This window comes from Thermophilibacter provencensis (assembly GCF_900128445.1).
Taxonomy (GTDB): Bacteria; Actinomycetota; Coriobacteriia; order Coriobacteriales; family Atopobiaceae; genus Thermophilibacter; species Thermophilibacter provencensis.
The window spans coordinates 2,011,213-2,027,087 of sequence record NZ_LT671417.1 but is presented as its reverse complement, the minus strand read 5'-3'; the positions used below and the strand labels follow the sequence as shown (position 1 = coordinate 2,027,087).

Sequence of the window (15,875 nt, the reverse complement as noted above, 5' to 3'; positions counted from 1 at the left end):
AGGAGGTGTGCGGATGGAGGCCCAGATGAAGCGCGGCTTCCTGGAGGCCTGCGTGCTCGCGGCCGTCTCGGGCGAGGAGTCCTACGGCTACCAGATCGTGAAGGACGTTCCGACGAGCATGGGGCTCACGGAGTCGACGCTCTACCCGCTGCTCAAGCGCCTGGAGAGGGCGGGGTGCATCACGGCGCGCTCCGCCGAGCACAACGGGCGGCTGCGCCGCTACTACCGCATCACGGACGCCGGGCGGGCGCGCATCGAGGAGTTCCTGGCCGAGTGGCCGTCCGTGCAGGAGATCTACGCATACGTTGAGGGGGCGCACCATGACGCGCGATGAGTTCCTGGACCGGCTGGGCGAGCTCTTGGCCTGCCTGCCGGCAGACCAGGTTGAGGAGACCAAGGCGTTCTACGCGGAGGCCATCGCCGACCGCATGGAGGACGGCATGAGCGAGGAGGAGGCCGTGGCCGCCATGGGCTCGCCCGGCGAGGTGGCGGAGGCCACGCTCGACGACCTGCCCGCCGTGCCGCGCGCGATCGCCCGGACGCGCCGCCGCAGCACCGCGCTCCTGTGGGTGCTCGCCATCGTGGGCTCTCCGGTGTGGGTGCCGCTGCTCATCGCCTTCGCCGCCGTGGCCGTCACGATCTACATCTGCATCTGGGTACTCGCGTTCTGCGTGTGGATCGTTGCTGCGGCCTTCGGCGGCATGGGCGTCGTGGAGCTCCTGTTCGCCGTGGGCGGCATCACCATCGGGCACATCCCGTACATCCTGGCCTCTGCGGGCATGGGCCTCGGCCTCCTCGGCGTGGCGCTCCTCATGGGCGCGGGCGCCTGGGAGGTCTCCAAGCAGATCGCGCGCCTCTCGGCGCTGTGGGCGAAAAAGGCCGTCTCACCCTTCTGGAAGGGCAGGGGCGAGAAGAACGACGTGGCCGCGCACCTCGCGGCATAGGAAGGAGCGAGCATCATGACCAGCGCGAAGAAGATCTACCTTGCCGTGGCGGGAGGGCTCGTGGCCGCGGGCGTCGTCCTCGCGGGCATCGGATTTATCGCCTCAGGCTTGAACCCCGCAGTATTTACCACGCAGCTCGATCTGCGCGACGACACCGTCATCCTCGGAGGCGTCGAGGTGGACGACCCGACGGGGCTCCCCCTCGTCGGGCAGCTCGCCGAGCTGGGTGAGGTCGACACCTCCGGCGTCGCCGCGCCCGAGGCCCCTGCGGCCCCGGAGGCCCCCGCCGCGCCCTAGCCGCGTCACTGGTGCAAGGTCTATCTGGCATAATCTGGCCGAGCGTGGGCGATTGCGCCCGGGGATGCTCGTGCGATATGGAGGGAAGATGGGCTACAGCAGGAGCGACCCGCACCGCCCGTGCCTGCGGGAGCACTCGTACGGGGGATCCGAGGTGTGGTTCACGAACATCCCTGAGGGCGAGGGCTGCTTCGACACGCTCGACGAGGACGTCGGCAGGGCCGTGGCCGACCTGAGGCGGCTCGCCGGCGAGGTGCCGTCCAGGACGGGTGACGCGAGCGGGAAGGGGAGGGAGCAGAGGTGATCTCCGCCGTCGTGCTCGCGCTGGCGAGCGTCATGACCCTCCTCGCGGGGGCCAAGATGATCGCGAGAAGAACGTGCTCCCCGCTCAAGGCCGTCCACCGGCGCAACCTCACGCCGGAGGCCGAGCGAAGGCTCTCCCTCGTGTGCGGGCCGGCGCTCCTGGTGGCCGGCTCCTCGTTCGCCGCCTCGGCCTACCTCGCCGCCTTCGCGGGCGACGCGGCCAGTGGGGCCCAGGCGATCATCGGGGTCGTGGGGATAGCGCTCCCGGCGCTGGTCATTCTCCTCGCCATCAGGCGCTACAACGGATCGGTCGTCTCCTAGGCGCGCGAATCGCGATTCGTGTCCTTCTCGCCAGCGTCGTACCTCTCGGCTAGCCTCTTGAGCTCGCGTACGGCCTCCTCGTCCTTCTCGCCCATGTCGGGCATGTCGAAGGGGCAGTCGCCCCAGTCTGCGTACCAGACCTGCGTGCCGCCGAGGGAGTTCTTCTTCCAGTAGGGCCAATGCGGGACGTCCATCCTCTTCTCCTCCTTTCGGTGCGTCAGGCTCCGGGCCCAAGGCCACACCTGCGCTCGAGCTCGGCCACGAGGGCGTCGTTGTCGGTCACCGAGACGATGGCGTCGCCGTCTTGGGGCGCCTCTATGTAGACGCGGTCGAGCGAGTTGGCCGTGCCCGCCCAGAGCGTCCTGGTGCGGCTGACGCCCCGCACGCGGGCGTAGGGTATCGACGAGCGCGTCCCGGCGTACACGACGACGAGGCGGTCGCCGTAGAGCTCGACGCGGTTGCTGCGGATAGGCAGGGCGGCCAGAGCCACGAAGGCCGGGACGGGCAGGAGCGCGAGCCAGCCCCACGGGGACGAGGGGCCCGAGCCCGCGAAGCACGCGACGCACCTGACGGAGAGGCCTCCCGCGACGATTGCCATGACGGCGATGAACCACGGGTCGGTCCTGCCGGGGAACATCCGCTCCGGCCGCACGTTCTTCTCGCCCATCGCAGCCTCCCCTCCGACGCTCTCCCTAGCGGCCCTCGCGCTGCCAGACGAGGAAGCTGTAGACGGCCACGACGAGGGTTGCGACCAGGACCGCCGCCATGCCGACCCAGAAGGACGCCTCGGGCGCCACGGCCGAGAGCAGCGCGGCAACGAGCATAGCCGCGCCTGCGACCATGAAGACGGGTCCGGCGAAGCGGTGCGTGCGGCGCCAGTTGTCCTCGCTCGCGAGCGTCCAGGGCGTGCGGATGCCGAAGGTGTAGTTGGGCTTGACGCGCGGCAAGTAGTTGCCGAGCGCGATCATAGAGGCGCCGAGCGCGAAGAGTATGGCAGCGGAGACGAACGATCCGCCTTCGGGCACGAGGCCGAAGGCGGTGAGCGGCGTCATCCACGCGACGGCGACCATGAACAGAGTGAGCGCGGCGCTCATGCCCGGGTAGACGCCACGGAAGCGCTCGAAGTTGCGCCCCTTGGGGTCGAGGCGCGGCACGGCGAGCATGACGAGCGCGAGGACGAGCGGCATGGCTGCCATGATGAGCGTCCCCGCCTTGTCGCCCCAGCCGTCGACCGCACCGTCGGCGCTCCAGTGCGTGGGCACCGTCTGGGGCATGGCGGGGTAGGCCAGCAGCGCGTACGCCGCCAAGTGGGCGACCACCGCCGCGAAGAGGACTATCCAGAAGGCGCGCTCCCCGCGCCCAAGCTCAACCCTCATCCGAAGCCTCCGTTTCCGTGAGCCCGAGGAACCATGAGATGAGGCCCTGCAGGACGGTGGTGTCCAGCCGGTAGAGGACGTTCCTGCCCCGGCGCTCCGCCTCCACGAGGCCCGCCTCGCGCAGGACCTCGAGGTGGTGCGAGAGCGTCGCCTTGTTCTGGGGGAAGTGCTCGCCGATCTCTCCCGCCGTCATGTCCCGCTCGCCGAGGAGCTCGAGGATGCGGCGGCGCGTGGGGTCAGAGAGCGCCTTGAACCCGTCGCCGACCATCTCGCCTCCCCTCGTCCGCTGACCTCTTACGGCGGAGTATACCCCCCATTGTTCGACGGATATCATACGGTTCGACATTCGTCGAACTGTTCTTGCCCGGCCGGGCCAGCCGCTGGGGCGGACCCGCCGCCGGCTTCCGCCCGGCCGTGAAATATCTGCCAAGACGTGGGTATCCTCTAGAAGTTTGGTATATTCATAAGGCTGTGCAAGCTGCGGGCGTGGTGGAACTGGTAGACACGCTGGATTTAGGTTCCAGTGGGGGAGACCCCGTGAAGGTTCGAGTCCTTTCGCCCGCACCAGCACAAACGGCACGCACGGCGGGGCAAGCCCGCCCGCACGAGACACTGGAGGAACGTTGAAGATCACCGTCACCGCTGAGAAGCCGATCGACGACAAGGTGGCCGCCACGGTCACCGTCCCGGCCGCCGATGTCGACAAGGCCATCGCCAAGACCTACAAGGACATCGCCAAGAAGTACAACTTCCAGGGCTTCCGCCGCGGCCACGCCCCGCGCCCGGTGATCGACGGCATCATCGGCCGCGAGTCCGTGCTCGCCCAGGCCACCAACGACCTGCTGAACGCCGTCGAGCCCATGATGCTCGAGGAGCTCGACGTCACCCCTGTCGGCCGCGTGAGCTTTGGCCCGGAGGGCGCCGACCCCGAGCTCGCCGCCCAGGGCACCGACTACGTCGTCTCCGCTACCATCGGCGTGCGCCCGACCTGCGAGCTCGAGAGCTATGACGCCCCCGAGATCAACCTCCCGCCCGAGGAGGCCACCGAGGCCGAGATCGACTGGCAGATCAACCAGCTCCTCACCTATCAGGTGACCTACGAGGACGTCGAGGAGGACCGCGCCGCCGAGCCGGGCGACGTCGTCTCCGTCGACGTCGAGAACGTCGAGGGCGCGGGGCACCTCGCGGGCAAGAACCGCCTGCTCGCGCTCGACGGGCAGCAGGTCCCCGAGCAGCTCCAGGAGGGCATCGTCGGGATGAAGAAGGGCGAGGAGAAGGCCATCGAGTGGACGCACACCCACGTCCACGAGGGAGAGGAGCACTCCCACACCTTCTCCGTCAAGGTGACGCTCAACGGCATCAAGAAGGCCGTCACCCCCGAGCTCGACGACGAGGTCGCCAAGAAGTTCGGCTTCGACGACGTCGCCGCGTTCCGCGCCGCCGTCAAGGAGGAGATCGAGGGCGACAAGAAGACCACGATCCCCAACCTCAAGGAGGACCGCGTCGTCGAGGCCATGGGCAAGGTGCTCAAGCTCGAGACCGTGCCCGAGGCCTATCAGAACGAGATCTTCAACGAGCTCGCCTCTGAGTTCCTCGCCCAGCTCCAGCGCCAGAACGTCTCCCTCGACATGTTCCTGCGCGCCCGCGGCCTGAAGTCCGACGACTTCATCGCCGACCTGCGCGTCCAGGCCGAGGAGCGCGCCCGCCAGTCGCTCGCCCTCGACGCCGTTGCCGCCAAGCTCGGCCTCGAGGCCACCGAGGACGACGTCCGCGCCGAGTTCGAGCGCGCGGGCGTGGAGGACGTCGACGCCTCCGTCAAGCAGTGGCGCGAGGAGGGTCGCCTGCCGGCCATCCGCGACTCCATCCGCCGCACCAAGGCCCTCGACTGGCTCGTCGAGAACGCCAAGGTGAACGTCGTGGATGAGGTCGCCGAGCGCGCCTCGGAGGGCGAGAAGGACGACGAGGCTGCCGACGCCGAGTAAACCCCGCTCATCAGGCATCGAAGCGCCCCGGGCGAGCAGGCCTCGTCCGGGGCCTTCTACAAGAAACGGAGACCACATGCACCAGCCGACCAACATCCCGCTCATCCCGTACGTGGTCGAGCAGACCCCGCGCGGCGAGCGCAGCTACGACATCTACTCGCGCCTGCTCAACGACCGCATCGTGTTTCTCGGCGAGGAGGTCACGCGCGACTCGGCGAACCTCGTCATCGCCCAGCTCCTGCACCTCGAGAGCCAGGACCCCGACAAGGACATCGCGCTCTACATCGACTCCCCGGGCGGCGACGTCTATGCCGGCCTCGGCATCATCGACACGATGAACTTCATCAAGCCCGACGTCTCCACCATCTGCGTGGGCATGGCCGCCTCCATGGGCGCCGCCATCCTCGCCTGCGGCGCCAAGGGCAAGCGCCTGGCGCTCCCCAACTCGATGGTCCTCATCCACCAGCCGAGCTCGGGCGTCTCCGGCCAGCAGACCGACATCCAGATCGTCGCCGACGAGACCCGCTGGATCCGCCAGCGCCTGAACGAGATCCTCTCGGAGGCGACGGGCCAGCCCATCGAGAAGGTCAACGCCGACACGGAGCGCGACAACTACATGCGCGCCTCCGAGGCGTGCGCCTACGGTCTCGTTGACAAGGTCATCTCGTCCCGCGCCGACCAGACCCAGGAGTAGCTTGATGCCTAGCTTTGATCAGGGAGGCCCCGGCTTCTCCAACGAGATGCACTGCTCGTTCTGCGGCAAGAGCCGCAGCCAGGTGAGCAAGCTCATCGCCGGCCCGGGCGGCGTCTTCATCTGCGACGAGTGCGTGCACGCCTGCACCGACATGATCGACGAGGCGGACGTCGATGCCGCCGAGGCCGTCGAGGAGGCGCCCGAGGAGGCGCCGATCAAGAACCTCCCCACGCCGCACGAGATCTACGACGAGCTCTCCCAGTACGTCATGGGCCAGGAGCAGGCCAAGCGCGCCATGAGCGTTGCGGTCTACAACCACTATCGCCGCATCCTCTCCGGAAACGACGAGGTCTCCGAGGGCGAGGAGGAGGTCGAGATCGCCAAGAGCAACATCTTGCTTCTGGGTCCCACCGGCACCGGCAAGACGCTCCTCGCGCAGACGCTCGCTCGCTTCCTCGAGGTGCCCTTCGCCATCGCTGACGCCACCACCCTCACCGAGGCCGGCTACGTGGGCGAGGACGTGGAGAACATCCTGCTCAAGCTCATCACCGCCGCCGACGGCGACGTCGAGCGCGCGCAGGTGGGCATCGTCTACGTGGACGAGATCGACAAGATCGCCCGCAAGGCGGAGAACCTCTCCATCACGCGCGACGTCTCCGGCGAGGGCGTGCAGCAGGCGCTCCTCAAGATCCTCGAGGGAACCGAGGCGAGCGTGCCCCCGCAGGGCGGCCGCAAGCATCCCCAGCAGGAGCTCATCCGCATCGACACCACGAACATCCTCTTCATCTGCGGCGGCGCCTTCGTCGGCCTGGACAAGATCGTCGCCGACCGCATCGGCAAGAAGGGCATCGGCTTCGCCGCCGAGGTCGGCCGCAACGCCGAGAAGGACGAGGACTACCTCATGGAGCAGGTCATGCCGCAGGACCTGCACAAGTTCGGCATGATCCCCGAGTTCCTCGGCCGCATCCCCGTGATCACCGCCACGCGCGAGCTCACCGAGTCCGACCTCGTGAGCATCCTCACGCAGCCGAGAAACGCCCTCGTCAAGCAGTATCGCCGCATGTTCGAGCTCGAGGGCGTCGAGCTGGTCTTTGAGGACGACGCGCTTGAGGAGATCGCCCGCCAGGCCATCGCCCGCGGCACGGGCGCCCGCGGCCTGCGCGCCATCTGCGAGGCGACGCTCCAGGACACGATGTTCGACCTGCCGAGCGACCTCGACATCACCAAGGTTATCGTCACCAAGGAGTCCGTCGGCGGCGGGGAGTCACCGAGGATCGTGACCACCGCGCACGGCAAGCACCGCATCGCGTAGCATGCGACGGGCCCGGAGCGAGACCACGCTCCGGGCCCGTTCTGCTAATCGGGGACAGTCCCCAATTAACACATAATATTGATATAAATAATATGTGCAAATTGGGGACTGTCCCCAACTTTCAGGCTACAGGTTGGCGCCGCCGAGGCGCATGTACGTCTTGATGACGGCGCCGCGTCGCTTGGTCCCGGCGGGGCAGGCCTTGTCGAAGGCCGGCATGATGCCCTTGTAGAGCACGATGACCTGCAGGCGCTTGGCAAGTCCCGCCGCCGAGGCGCGTGACTCCTCAAGCTGCCCGCGTATCTCGTCAAGGTAGGGGGAGTGCATCGCGTAGCGCCAGAAGAGGTCGGCGCCGTCCGCGTCCGGGTAGAGCCAGGGGCGGTTGTCGGGTCCCGCGAAGTGGACGATCGAGGGGTCCGACGCGGCCTCCTCGTACTCGGCGCGCACGTCGGCGGGTGCGTTCGCCACGATGTGGGTGCGGCGCAGGTGCTGCCAGTCCATGAGGTAGTTCCAGCGCATGTGCACGCGCACGTAGTTGCCGTTCACCACCTTGTTGAGGACGTCCTGGTCGAGCCAGCGCCACATGCGCTCGGTCGAGAGGGCGAGGAAGCGCTCGGGGGAGACGGTGCGGCGCAGCTCGGCGAGGTTCATGAGGATGACGCCCGCCTGGAAGTAGTCGTGCGGGTCGTCCATCCCGAGCTCGTTCTTGAGATAGGGGCCGACGGATGGGTCGTAGCCCTCGATCTGGCCGATCGTGTCCGCGTCGCGCGTCGCGGCGAGCGGGTAGCCGGTGACGTCGACGTCGAAGAGCCTGGCGACGTCGTCGTCGACGATGAGGTCTGAGTCCAGATAGATGGCCTTGTCCACGTTGGGGAGAAGCTGCGGGGCGAGCAGGCGGAAGTAGGTCTCGGGCCTGAAGTGTCCGTGATGGGGAAGCTTGATGTCGCCAAGCGCGGCGTCGACGTCAAGGAAGCCGATGCCCACGTTCTCCGAGGTCGCCTGGCGCGTGAGGGTGATCATGCTGGCCGGGGAGATGTTTCGCGTGAGCACCACGATGTCGTAGCGGCGCTCCGGGCTCGCGTTCTCGATGATCGACTGTGCCGCGACGGAGAGGTAGGGGACAAAGTTCTCGCTGCAGGCGAAGACGATGACGACGTCGGTCAGCGGCAGGTCGAGGTCCCCCGACGTGCTCGCAAGCATGGTCGAGGAAATGGGGTTCTTGACGTGCGGGTTTCTCACGCGCGTCGTCTTGCGGAGTGGTCTCATGGGCCTTCCCGTCAGGTCGGCTAATTCGCTCCGTCAACTCTACCATGACCTGGCATGGGGGACGGGGTCGTTTGTCAGGACTCGCGCGACGCGCCCAGGGCGGCGCCATTGGCGGCGATAAGGGCGCTCAGCTCGCGAGGGTCCATACCGCGAGCCGAGGACATGGCGTCGACGGAGAGCCCGAGCGAGGCCACGATGTCGGCGGCGCCCCCGGCCGAGCCCTCGAAGGGCGGGAGGTCCGTCTCCGTCAGCAGGCACTCCTCGGGCAGGACCCGCGCGTACTCGCGCCCGCGCCGCGTCGCGAGCGCGCGTTCGCCGAGCGAGAAGAGGCAGCCCAGACGAACCGCGCGCCAGAGCTCATCCGATGAGCCGGAGAACCAGTGCAGCACGCAGCGGCAGCTCTCAGCAGCGCCCGTTCTCTCGAGAACGTCCAGGGCCGCCCCGGCGGAGCGGACCGCGTGCACCGAGAGGACCTTGGGGGCCTCGGGTGGGCTCGTCTCAGCGCAGGCGCGGCAGATGCGCTCGAAGGCGTCGAGCTGCGCCTCCCAGGTCGCCGCACGGCGCGGTGCGGCGTCGAGCCCCACCTCGCCGACCCAGCGGACCCCGGGCAGCAGCTCGCAGAGCGCGTCGGCGTCCGAGGCGTCGTGCACCCACCACGGGTGGAGCCCGGCCGCGAGCGCCACGTTCTTCTCGCCCCCGAACGCGGCGCGGAGGGCGCGGAACTCGTCGGGCGTCACCGTGACGGCAAGAAGGCCGAGGCCCTTCTCCGCCGCCTCGCGCGCCACGGCGGCGGGGTCGGAAAACCATCCCAGATGGCAGTGCGCGTCAATCCACATGCGAGCCTCCTCCCCGCGATGATACCTCCCGCGCTTGCTCGTGCAAGCGCCGGGCGTGACGGGGCGCGGGCAACGAGGCGGGGCGCGGGCGGCCGACGATGCCGGGCCTCCGGGCGTCGCCGCAGCGCAGGGCGGTCGCCACCGCCCTCCCAAACCCCCGCGTGCTATCCTGTTGGACTGATACGCACGCGACCGGGAGAGGATGCCCCGTGGAAGAGATGCCCAAGAATTACGACCCCCAGACCGCCGAACCCGAGCTCATCGAGCGCTGGATGAGCGCCGGCTGCTACCAGCGCTCCAAGGGAGTGGGGGACTGCACCGTCGTCATCCCGCCGCCCAACGTGACGGGCATCCTGCACATGGGCCACGCGATGGACGACTCCATCCAGGACGCCTACGTGCGCTACGCTCGCATGCGCGGCCGCTCCACGCGCTGGATCCTGGGCACCGACCACGCGGGCATCGCCACGCAGACCAAGGTGGACAAGAAGCTCAAGAGCGAGGGCGTCTCGCGCCTTGAGATCGGGCGCGAGAAGTTCCTCGATGCCTGCTGGGACTGGACGCGCGAGTACGGCGGCACGATCGTCTCCCAGATCAAGCGCATGGGCTGCTCGATCGACTTCTCCGACGAGAAGTTCACGATGAGCCCCGAGTTCTCCCGCGCCGTGCGCAAGGTCTTCTGCGACTGGTACCACGACGGCCTGATCTACCGCGGCAAGCGCATCGTCAACTGGTGCCCCTCCTGCTGCACCGCCATCTCGGACGACGAGGCGGAGTACCAGGACGAGAAGGGCCACCTGTGGTACCTCCAGTACCCGCTTGTGGAGCCCGTCGACGGCATCGACCACATCACGGTGGCCACCACGCGTCCCGAGACCATGCTCGGCGACACGGGCGTGGCCGTCTCCCCGCAGGACCCCGAGAAGGCCAAGCTCGTGGGCAAGATGGTGCGCCTGCCCATCGTGGACCGAGAGATCCCGATCTTCTCCGACTGGCACGTCGACGCCGGCTTTGGCACGGGCTTCGTCAAGGTCACGCCCGCGCACGACCCCAACGACTACGCGATGGGCCAGGCCCACGACCTCGAGCAGATCAACATCTTCGACGAGCACGCCGTCGTGGTGGACGGCTACGGCGAGTTCTCCGGGATGAGCCGCGACCAGTGCCGCGAGGCCGTGGTGTCGTGGTTCGAGGAGCACGGCCTCCTCGAGAAGGTCGAGGAGCTCGACCACTCCGTCATGCACTGCTACCGCTGCAACACCGCGCTCGAGCCCTGGCTCTCCGAGCAGTGGTTCGTCGCCGTGGACAAGCTCAAGGAGCGTGCCACGCAGGTCGTGCGCGACGGCGAGGTCAAGTTCCACCCCGAGCGCTGGACCCAGACCTACCTCACCTGGATGGACAACCTCAAGGACTGGTGCATCAGCCGCCAGCTCTGGTGGGGCCACCGCATCCCGGTCTTCTACTGCGAGGACTGCGGCTGGGAGGACGCCCTCATGGAGGACGCCGACGTCTGCCCCAAGTGCGGTGGCCGCCACGTGCGCCAGGACGAGGACGTGCTCGACACCTGGTTCTCGAGCCAGCTGTGGACCTTCGCCACGCAGGGCTGGCCGGACCACCCGGAAGAGATGGAGGGCCACCACCCCACCAAGGTCCTCGTGACCGCGCGCGACATCATCGCCCTCTGGGTGGCGCGCATGATCATGAGCTCGCTCTACTTCACCGACGAGGTGCCCTTCCACGACGTCTACATCTACGCCACGATCCTGGCCAAGGACGGCAGCCGCATGTCCAAGTCCAAGGGCAACGGCGTGGACCCGATGGAGCTCATGGAGAAGTACGGCGCCGACGCCATGCGCTACAACCTCCTCACGCTCATCACCAACAACCAGGACGTCAAGTTCGACGCCAACATCGACAAGAAGACGCACAAGCTCATCGACAGCCCGCGCACCGAGCAGGCCCGCGGCTTCGTGACCAAGATCTGGAACGCGAGCCGCTTCGTGCAGATGAACCTCGAGGGCTACGCTCCGGGTGCGCCGGCGGCCGTCACGCCCGAGGACGCCTGGATGCTCAGTCGCCTCGCGCGCGCCGTCGCGCATGCCACCGAGCAGCTGGAGACCTACGCCTTCGGCGACTACGCGCGCGAGATCCAGAGCTTCTTCTGGGGCGACGTCTGCGACTGGTACATCGAGCTCTGCAAGAGCCGCCTGCTCGACGGCGCGCCCGAGGAGCGCCTCCAGGTCCAGCGCAACCTCGTCTTCGTGCTGGACACCTGCATGAGGCTGCTCCACCCGGTCATGCCGTTCGTGACCGAGAGCGTGTGGGACGCCCTCCCCGCGAGCGGCCTCGACGACCACTCCGCCGAGTTCCTCATGGTTGCCGCCTGGCCTGAGCCCGAGCGCTTCGCCGAGTTCGTGAACGAGCGCGCCGAGAAGGACTTCGAGCTCGCCAAGCGCGTCATCTCCTGCGTGCGCTCCACGCGCGCCCGCTACCGCCTGTCGCCCCGCGCCGAGCTCGACGTCACCGTGCGCTGCGGCGCCGACGAGGCCGCGGTGCTCGCCGGCCAGGAGGGCTTCGTGCGCTCCGTGGGCCACGTGGGCGCGTTCGCGGCCGGGGACGGCGCCGAGAAGCCCGCGGGCTGCGTCTCCGTGGCCGACGGCGGGCTGGAGATCTTCGTCCACGTGGGCGACCTCGTGGACCTGGCCGCCGAGTCCGCGCGCCTCGCCAAGGAGCTCGCCAAGGCCGAGAAGGACCTCGCGGGCGTGGAGCGGACCCTCGCCAACGAGGGCTTCGTCGCCAAGGCGGCGCCCGCGGTCATCGAGAAGAAGCGCGCGCAGGCCGCCGAGCTCACGGCCACGATCGAGCAGCTCAAGGCCCAGATCGCGGACTTCGCGTAGGCCCTCGTGCGCCGGGGCGACCCCAGGCTCTTCTCCCCAGCTCACTGCGCCGCGCGCAGAAGTCGCTGGGGGAGAAGAGCCTGGGGTCGACGCATGCCGGCTCTCGCTCGGACCGAGGGGATGACGCTGGGGGCGCGCCGGCTTGACGTCGGGTGGCGAGGGAGTATCATCTCCGCATCTGACGAGAGGGGGCTCACGTGGAGGACGCGGCGCTTCAGGTGCGGGACCTCTGCTTTGGGTACGGTGACGTGCCGGTGTGGGAGGGCGTGTCCTTCTCGCTGGCGGCCGGGCAGGTGGCGTTTCTGGCCGGGCCCAACGGGGCGGGCAAGTCCACGCTCTTCCGCTGCCTGGCGGGCTGGCTCGAGCCGGACGCGGGGGAGATTCTGGTGGCCGGCGAGCCCTTCACGGGGCGCACGCGCCTTACGCCCGGGACGCTCTCCTTCGTGCCCGACGTCCCTGCCTTCTACGACGACCTTACGGCCATCGAGCACGTTGAGCTCGTGCTCGCCGCCAACCGTGCCGATGACGCCCGCCCGCGCGCGGAACGCCTGATCGAGCGCTTTGGCCTCTCCGGCCAGGAGCGCCTGCCGCCCTCAGCATACTCCCGCGGCATGCGCGAGAAGCTTGCCCTGGTGCTCGCCCTCATGCTGCGCCCGCGGGTGCTGCTGCTCGACGAGCCGCACGGCCCGCTCGACCGCGAGGCCTCGCTCGCGCTCTCCCAGGAGCTTGCCGCCGCGGCGCACATGGGCACGGCGGTGCTCCTGAGCTGCCATCACGACGTGCCGGGGCTCGTGCCGGACGTCTCGTTCGCGCTGCGTGACGGTGCGCTCACGAGGGAGTCCTGAGGTGGGCGGCGGTGCCCGCAGCGGCGGCCTGCGCACGCTCGTCCGCCTGGAGCGGCGCCACGTGCGTGCGAACGCTCGCTTCCTGCTCTTTGCCGCCGGGACGGACATAGACGAGGAGCGCGACCTTCTCGACCGCGCCTACCAGCTCTACCTGCTGATTTTCGTTGCCGTGTCGCTCGCGCTCTCGTTCGCGCAGGTCCTTGACCTGGCGGGGCAGCTGCGCGAGGGCCTGGGCGTTACGGTCTCCTCGCAGATGGCGCACCTCGTGCTCGTGCTCGCGCCCACGGCTGGCCTCGTGGCGTGGGGCGTCTCCGACCTGCGCGAGACCCCGCTGCGCCTGGCCGCTCCGGACATCACCTGGCTCGCGCGCGTCGTGCGCCCCGAGGAGCTCTTCGTCGTGCGGCTCCTGCGCGACCTGCCGGTCATCGCGCTGGTCTCCGCGTTCGGCGGGGCCCTGCTCGGCGAGATTGCCTCCGCCCACCTGGGTCTCTGGGCCGCCATGTGTGCCGCCCTCATGCTGGCCGCGCGGCTCTTTGCGCTCGACACCGCGCTGCCCCGCTCGGTTGCCGAGCCGCGCCGTCGCCGTGCGGCCACCGTCGTGGCTTACGTGATCGTGGCGGCCTCGGGCCTGGCGCTTCTGCTCGCAGCCGCGCCGCTCGCCGCGCTGCTGCCCCGGGCACTGTCCCTCGGCGTCTACTCCGTGGTCGTTGTCCTTCTTGTTGACCTGCTGCTTCTGGGCATGGCCGGCAACAAGTCCTGCTACGCCGATATGGCCTTCGTCATCGATGACAACGAGCTCTACGCCGCGCGTCGTTCGATGCGCTTCCTCGCGCTCGCGGATTCCAACGCCTACAAGGAGGCGTGCCGGCGTCGCCGCGCGCAGAGGCACCGCCGGCCGAGAAGGACCTGGCGCTTCCGGCCAGGACGCCTGGCACCTGTCTCCCACGCGCTCGCGTCGCTCGCGCGGCGCCCCTCGGCGCTCCTGGGGCTGTTCTCGGTGGGCGGTCTCCTGGTGCCCATGGGTGCGCTCGTCATGACGCTGCGACCCGGCGCGGGCGTGACGCTCTGCTGGCTCGTCTGTGCGTGTCTCTCCCTGCGCGAGCCTCTCGAGCTCGGGCATGTCTTCCGGGAGGACTGTCGAAATCGCCTCGTGCGCTCCCTGCTGCCGTTTGGCCGTCTTGAGCTGCTGGTGCTCGACGCGCTGCCCGCGCTCGTGGTGACGCTCGCGGCGAGCGGGGCTGTCAGCGGGGTCGCGGCGGCCGCGGTGGGGGCTGACCCGGCAGCCGTGGTCCTTCTTTGCTGCGCGCTCGACGTCCTTCTTGCCCTGTCGTGTGGGCTCGACGATCCTGCGGCGCCCGTGCGGCTGGGATCGGTGCTCGTGACCGGTTTTGCGTTCTCCGTGCTTACGCTCGTTGTCGTGGGGCTGGCGTCGCTTCTGGGCACGGCTCCCGCGCTCGCGTGCGCCGCGCTGCTCGTGGTCCTTCTCGCCCGCGCCCTGCGGTAAACCCCGCGCTGTTCTCCTCAAACGCCATCGAGAGCGCGTCAGCGTGCCGGTGACGCCCAGGGAGCTGGCGCGCGTCTCGTTGCTGGCTTTCTCTGGGGGGTTCGGCATCAGCGGGCCTTGCTCGCCCCAAGGCCCTCCCTCGTTCCGTCCGGTCGGAGCGTCTCGGCGCTCGCTGCCTTGAGCACGCCTGCCGAGAGCAGCGCGCAGAGCGCGGCCGTGCCGGGGAAGTTGAGCCAGATGCCCTTGAGCCCAAGTGGGCTCAGGACCACGAGGAGCACGAGCAGGAAGACGAGCGCCGCGCTCACGGAGATGACCGATGCCGGCAGCGGCTTGGCGATGGCGTTCATGTAGCTCTGCGTGGCGAAGGAGAGCCAGCGGAAGAGGTACGTGATGGTGAAGAGGCCGAGCGCGCCGCGCGAGAGGGCGAGCACCTTGCCTGCGGCGTCGGGCATGAAGAGGGCGATGAGCGCGCCCGGGAAGAGCGCGACCACCGTCACGGCCGTGGCGCCGATGGCCGCCGCGGCGAGGAAGCAGCGCTTCTCGAGGGCGCGGACGCGGCTGTAGCGACGGGCGCCCCAGTTTTAGCTCACGGCGGGCTGCAGCGCATCGCAGGTTCCGTAGAAGAGCGGCTGCACGAAGCCGTCCACGAACATGAGCACGCCGTAGGCGGAGACCGCGGCCTCGCCGCCCAGGCGCACGAGGACGGCGTTGATGACGATTGAGGCTATGCGCTGCGTCACGTTGTTGAGGAAGGTGGGGCTGCCGCGGGCGAAGATGCGGCGCACCAGCGCGAGCGAGAAGCGCGGCCGGCAGAAGGCGAGGGTGGCGCGTCGCGCGACGAAGGGGACGAGCTCCGGGACGAGGCAGAACAGGATGGCAAGGCTGCAGGCGAGCCCGGCCGCCCAGATGCCCCAGCCCAGCACGCCGAGGAAGAGCACCTCGAACACGAGCGCGAGCACGGACATGAGCACGCAGAGCGCCATGTTGGCCTTGAGGTAGCCCGAGATGCGCATGTAGTTGTCCATGGCATAGAAGAGCGTCGTGAGAGGGGACCAGAGCGCATAGACGCGCAGGTAGCTTACGGCGAGCTCCGCGAGCTCGCCCGTGGCGCCCATGAGCGACATGATGAGGGGCGCCCCGGCGAAGAGCGCCCCCCTCGAGCGCGCCAAGGCGCTCGCCCAGGAGGTCGAGGTAACGACGGCTGAGCGAGATGAGTGCTGAGCGGTCTTCGGGCGACAGGTCGGCAAGGGCGGAACGCTCTGCATCGATAAGGGGGTCGATAATGCTTTCCGCGATGC

General features: G+C 68.9%; 18 protein-coding genes, 1 tRNA gene and 1 pseudogene. 12 read left to right on the top strand and 8 right to left on the bottom strand.

Translation table 11 applies throughout. The features are described 5' to 3' along the window. The first annotated feature begins 13 nt into the window (after positions 1-13). From BQ7391_RS09155 to BQ7391_RS09135, 5 genes are all read left to right on the top strand, one after another. The gene (locus BQ7391_RS09155; RefSeq protein ID WP_200799603.1) at positions 14-334 is read left to right on the top strand and encodes a PadR family transcriptional regulator; all 321 of its coding nucleotides are present in this window, start codon (positions 14-16) and stop codon (positions 332-334) included. After that, positions 321-944: a DUF1700 domain-containing protein gene (locus BQ7391_RS09150; RefSeq protein ID WP_075280315.1), complete on the top strand. Its 624-nt coding sequence runs from the start codon at positions 321-323 to the stop codon at positions 942-944. Before BQ7391_RS09155 ends, BQ7391_RS09150 begins: the two co-directional genes overlap by 14 nt. Before the next feature lie 15 nt (positions 945-959). Beyond that, a complete protein-coding gene (locus BQ7391_RS09145; protein ID WP_075280314.1) occupies positions 960-1,241 on the top strand; it encodes a hypothetical protein in 282 nt (93 codons plus the stop codon). Positions 1,242-1,329: 88 nt separating this feature from the next. Continuing rightward, the gene (locus BQ7391_RS09140) at positions 1,330-1,545 is read left to right on the top strand and encodes a hypothetical protein (RefSeq protein WP_075280313.1); all 216 of its coding nucleotides are present in this window, start codon (positions 1,330-1,332) and stop codon (positions 1,543-1,545) included. After that, positions 1,542-1,865 carry a hypothetical protein gene (locus BQ7391_RS09135; protein ID WP_075280312.1) on the top strand — a complete coding sequence of 108 codons (324 nt, stop codon included), beginning with the start codon at positions 1,542-1,544 and terminating at the stop codon, positions 1,863-1,865. Before BQ7391_RS09140 ends, BQ7391_RS09135 begins: the two co-directional genes overlap by 4 nt. On the opposite strand, the gene BQ7391_RS09130 is transcribed toward BQ7391_RS09135, so the two are convergent. From BQ7391_RS09130 to BQ7391_RS09115, 4 genes are read right to left on the bottom strand one after another with little or no spacing between them, the layout of a single operon-like run. Then, positions 1,862-2,059, bottom strand: a complete 198-nt coding sequence (locus BQ7391_RS09130; protein WP_075280311.1) for a hypothetical protein — start codon at positions 2,057-2,059, stop codon at positions 1,862-1,864. The genes BQ7391_RS09135 and BQ7391_RS09130 overlap by 4 nt on opposite strands. 23 nt (positions 2,060-2,082) lie before the next feature. Then, entirely contained in the window at positions 2,083-2,532 is a 450-nt protein-coding gene (locus tag BQ7391_RS09125; RefSeq protein WP_075280310.1) for a PH domain-containing protein, read from the bottom strand. Between the two features lie 25 nt (positions 2,533-2,557). Continuing rightward, positions 2,558-3,241 (bottom strand): SdpI family protein, encoded by a 684-nt coding sequence (locus BQ7391_RS09120; RefSeq protein ID WP_075280309.1) that lies wholly within the window; start codon positions 3,239-3,241, stop codon positions 2,558-2,560. Then, complete coding sequence (locus BQ7391_RS09115; RefSeq protein WP_075280308.1) at positions 3,231-3,509, bottom strand: autorepressor SdpR family transcription factor; 279 nt, start codon at positions 3,507-3,509, stop codon at positions 3,231-3,233. Before BQ7391_RS09115 ends, BQ7391_RS09120 begins: the two co-directional genes overlap by 11 nt. A 212-nt stretch (positions 3,510-3,721) precedes the next feature. On the opposite strand from BQ7391_RS09115, the gene BQ7391_RS09110 reads away from it, so the two are divergent. The 4 genes from BQ7391_RS09110 to clpX all read left to right on the top strand — a co-directional run bounded on the left by BQ7391_RS09110 (position 3,722) and on the right by clpX (position 7,229). Then, positions 3,722-3,808: transfer RNA gene (locus tag BQ7391_RS09110), tRNA-Leu, on the top strand. A gap of 56 nt (positions 3,809-3,864) precedes the next feature. Next, positions 3,865-5,223, top strand: a complete 1,359-nt coding sequence (tig, locus tag BQ7391_RS09105; RefSeq protein ID WP_129583948.1) for a trigger factor — start codon at positions 3,865-3,867, stop codon at positions 5,221-5,223. Between the two features lie 76 nt (positions 5,224-5,299). Next, the gene (locus BQ7391_RS09100) at positions 5,300-5,917 is read left to right on the top strand and encodes an ATP-dependent Clp protease proteolytic subunit (protein ID WP_075280307.1); all 618 of its coding nucleotides are present in this window, start codon (positions 5,300-5,302) and stop codon (positions 5,915-5,917) included. Between the two features lie 4 nt (positions 5,918-5,921). Further along, positions 5,922-7,229 (top strand): ATP-dependent Clp protease ATP-binding subunit ClpX, encoded by a 1,308-nt coding sequence (clpX, locus tag BQ7391_RS09095; RefSeq protein ID WP_075280306.1) that lies wholly within the window; start codon positions 5,922-5,924, stop codon positions 7,227-7,229. A 126-nt stretch (positions 7,230-7,355) separates the two neighbouring features. Here clpX and BQ7391_RS09090 read toward each other — a convergent pair whose 3' ends face one another. Further along, positions 7,356-8,495, bottom strand: a complete 1,140-nt coding sequence (locus tag BQ7391_RS09090) for a glycosyltransferase family 8 protein (RefSeq protein WP_235858654.1) — start codon at positions 8,493-8,495, stop codon at positions 7,356-7,358. Between the two features lie 74 nt (positions 8,496-8,569). Next, on the bottom strand, positions 8,570-9,331 hold the full coding sequence (locus tag BQ7391_RS09085) for a TatD family hydrolase (protein ID WP_075280305.1): 762 nt from the start codon (positions 9,329-9,331) through the stop codon (positions 8,570-8,572). Positions 9,332-9,540: 209 nt separating this feature from the next. On the opposite strand from BQ7391_RS09085, the gene BQ7391_RS09080 reads away from it, so the two are divergent. From BQ7391_RS09080 to BQ7391_RS12215, 3 genes are all read left to right on the top strand, one after another. After that, positions 9,541-12,228 (top strand): valine--tRNA ligase, encoded by a 2,688-nt coding sequence (locus BQ7391_RS09080; RefSeq protein WP_075280304.1) that lies wholly within the window; start codon positions 9,541-9,543, stop codon positions 12,226-12,228. A 197-nt stretch (positions 12,229-12,425) separates the two neighbouring features. Next, positions 12,426-13,073: an ABC transporter ATP-binding protein gene (locus BQ7391_RS09075; protein ID WP_075280303.1), complete on the top strand. Its 648-nt coding sequence runs from the start codon at positions 12,426-12,428 to the stop codon at positions 13,071-13,073. A 1-nt stretch (position 13,074) separates the two neighbouring features. Continuing rightward, a complete protein-coding gene (locus tag BQ7391_RS12215) occupies positions 13,075-14,577 on the top strand; it encodes a hypothetical protein (protein ID WP_075280302.1) in 1,503 nt (500 codons plus the stop codon). A gap of 107 nt (positions 14,578-14,684) precedes the next feature. On the opposite strand, the pseudogene BQ7391_RS12210 reads toward BQ7391_RS12215, so the two are convergent. Both BQ7391_RS12210 and BQ7391_RS12205 read right to left on the bottom strand, forming a co-directional pair. Then, a pseudogene (locus BQ7391_RS12210) lies at positions 14,685-15,146 on the bottom strand (hypothetical protein); the annotation flags it as partial. Between the two features lie 12 nt (positions 15,147-15,158). Next, positions 15,159-15,842 carry an MATE family efflux transporter gene (locus tag BQ7391_RS12205; protein WP_075280300.1) on the bottom strand — a complete coding sequence of 228 codons (684 nt, stop codon included), beginning with the start codon at positions 15,840-15,842 and terminating at the stop codon, positions 15,159-15,161. Between the last annotated feature and the right edge of the window lie 33 nt (positions 15,843-15,875).

Coding starts and splice junctions, on each gene's coding strand:
- BQ7391_RS09085 (WP_075280305.1), bottom strand. CDS start 9,331: ATGTGGATTGACGCGCACTGCCATCTGGGATGGTTTTCCGACCCCGCC.
- clpX (WP_075280306.1), top strand. CDS start 5,922: ATGCCTAGCTTTGATCAGGGAGGCCCCGGCTTCTCCAACGAGATGCAC.
- BQ7391_RS09150 (WP_075280315.1), top strand. CDS start 321: ATGACGCGCGATGAGTTCCTGGACCGGCTGGGCGAGCTCTTGGCCTGC.
- BQ7391_RS09130 (WP_075280311.1), bottom strand. CDS start 2,059: ATGGACGTCCCGCATTGGCCCTACTGGAAGAAGAACTCCCTCGGCGGC.
- BQ7391_RS09090 (WP_235858654.1), bottom strand. CDS start 8,495: ATGAGACCACTCCGCAAGACGACGCGCGTGAGAAACCCGCACGTCAAG.
- BQ7391_RS09100 (WP_075280307.1), top strand. CDS start 5,300: ATGCACCAGCCGACCAACATCCCGCTCATCCCGTACGTGGTCGAGCAG.
- BQ7391_RS12205 (WP_075280300.1), bottom strand. CDS start 15,842: ATGCAGAGCGTTCCGCCCTTGCCGACCTGTCGCCCGAAGACCGCTCAG.
- BQ7391_RS09115 (WP_075280308.1), bottom strand. CDS start 3,509: ATGGTCGGCGACGGGTTCAAGGCGCTCTCTGACCCCACGCGCCGCCGC.
- BQ7391_RS09140 (WP_075280313.1), top strand. CDS start 1,330: ATGGGCTACAGCAGGAGCGACCCGCACCGCCCGTGCCTGCGGGAGCAC.
- BQ7391_RS09155 (WP_200799603.1), top strand. CDS start 14: ATGGAGGCCCAGATGAAGCGCGGCTTCCTGGAGGCCTGCGTGCTCGCG.
- BQ7391_RS09120 (WP_075280309.1), bottom strand. CDS start 3,241: ATGAGGGTTGAGCTTGGGCGCGGGGAGCGCGCCTTCTGGATAGTCCTC.
- BQ7391_RS09125 (WP_075280310.1), bottom strand. CDS start 2,532: ATGGGCGAGAAGAACGTGCGGCCGGAGCGGATGTTCCCCGGCAGGACC.
- BQ7391_RS09145 (WP_075280314.1), top strand. CDS start 960: ATGACCAGCGCGAAGAAGATCTACCTTGCCGTGGCGGGAGGGCTCGTG.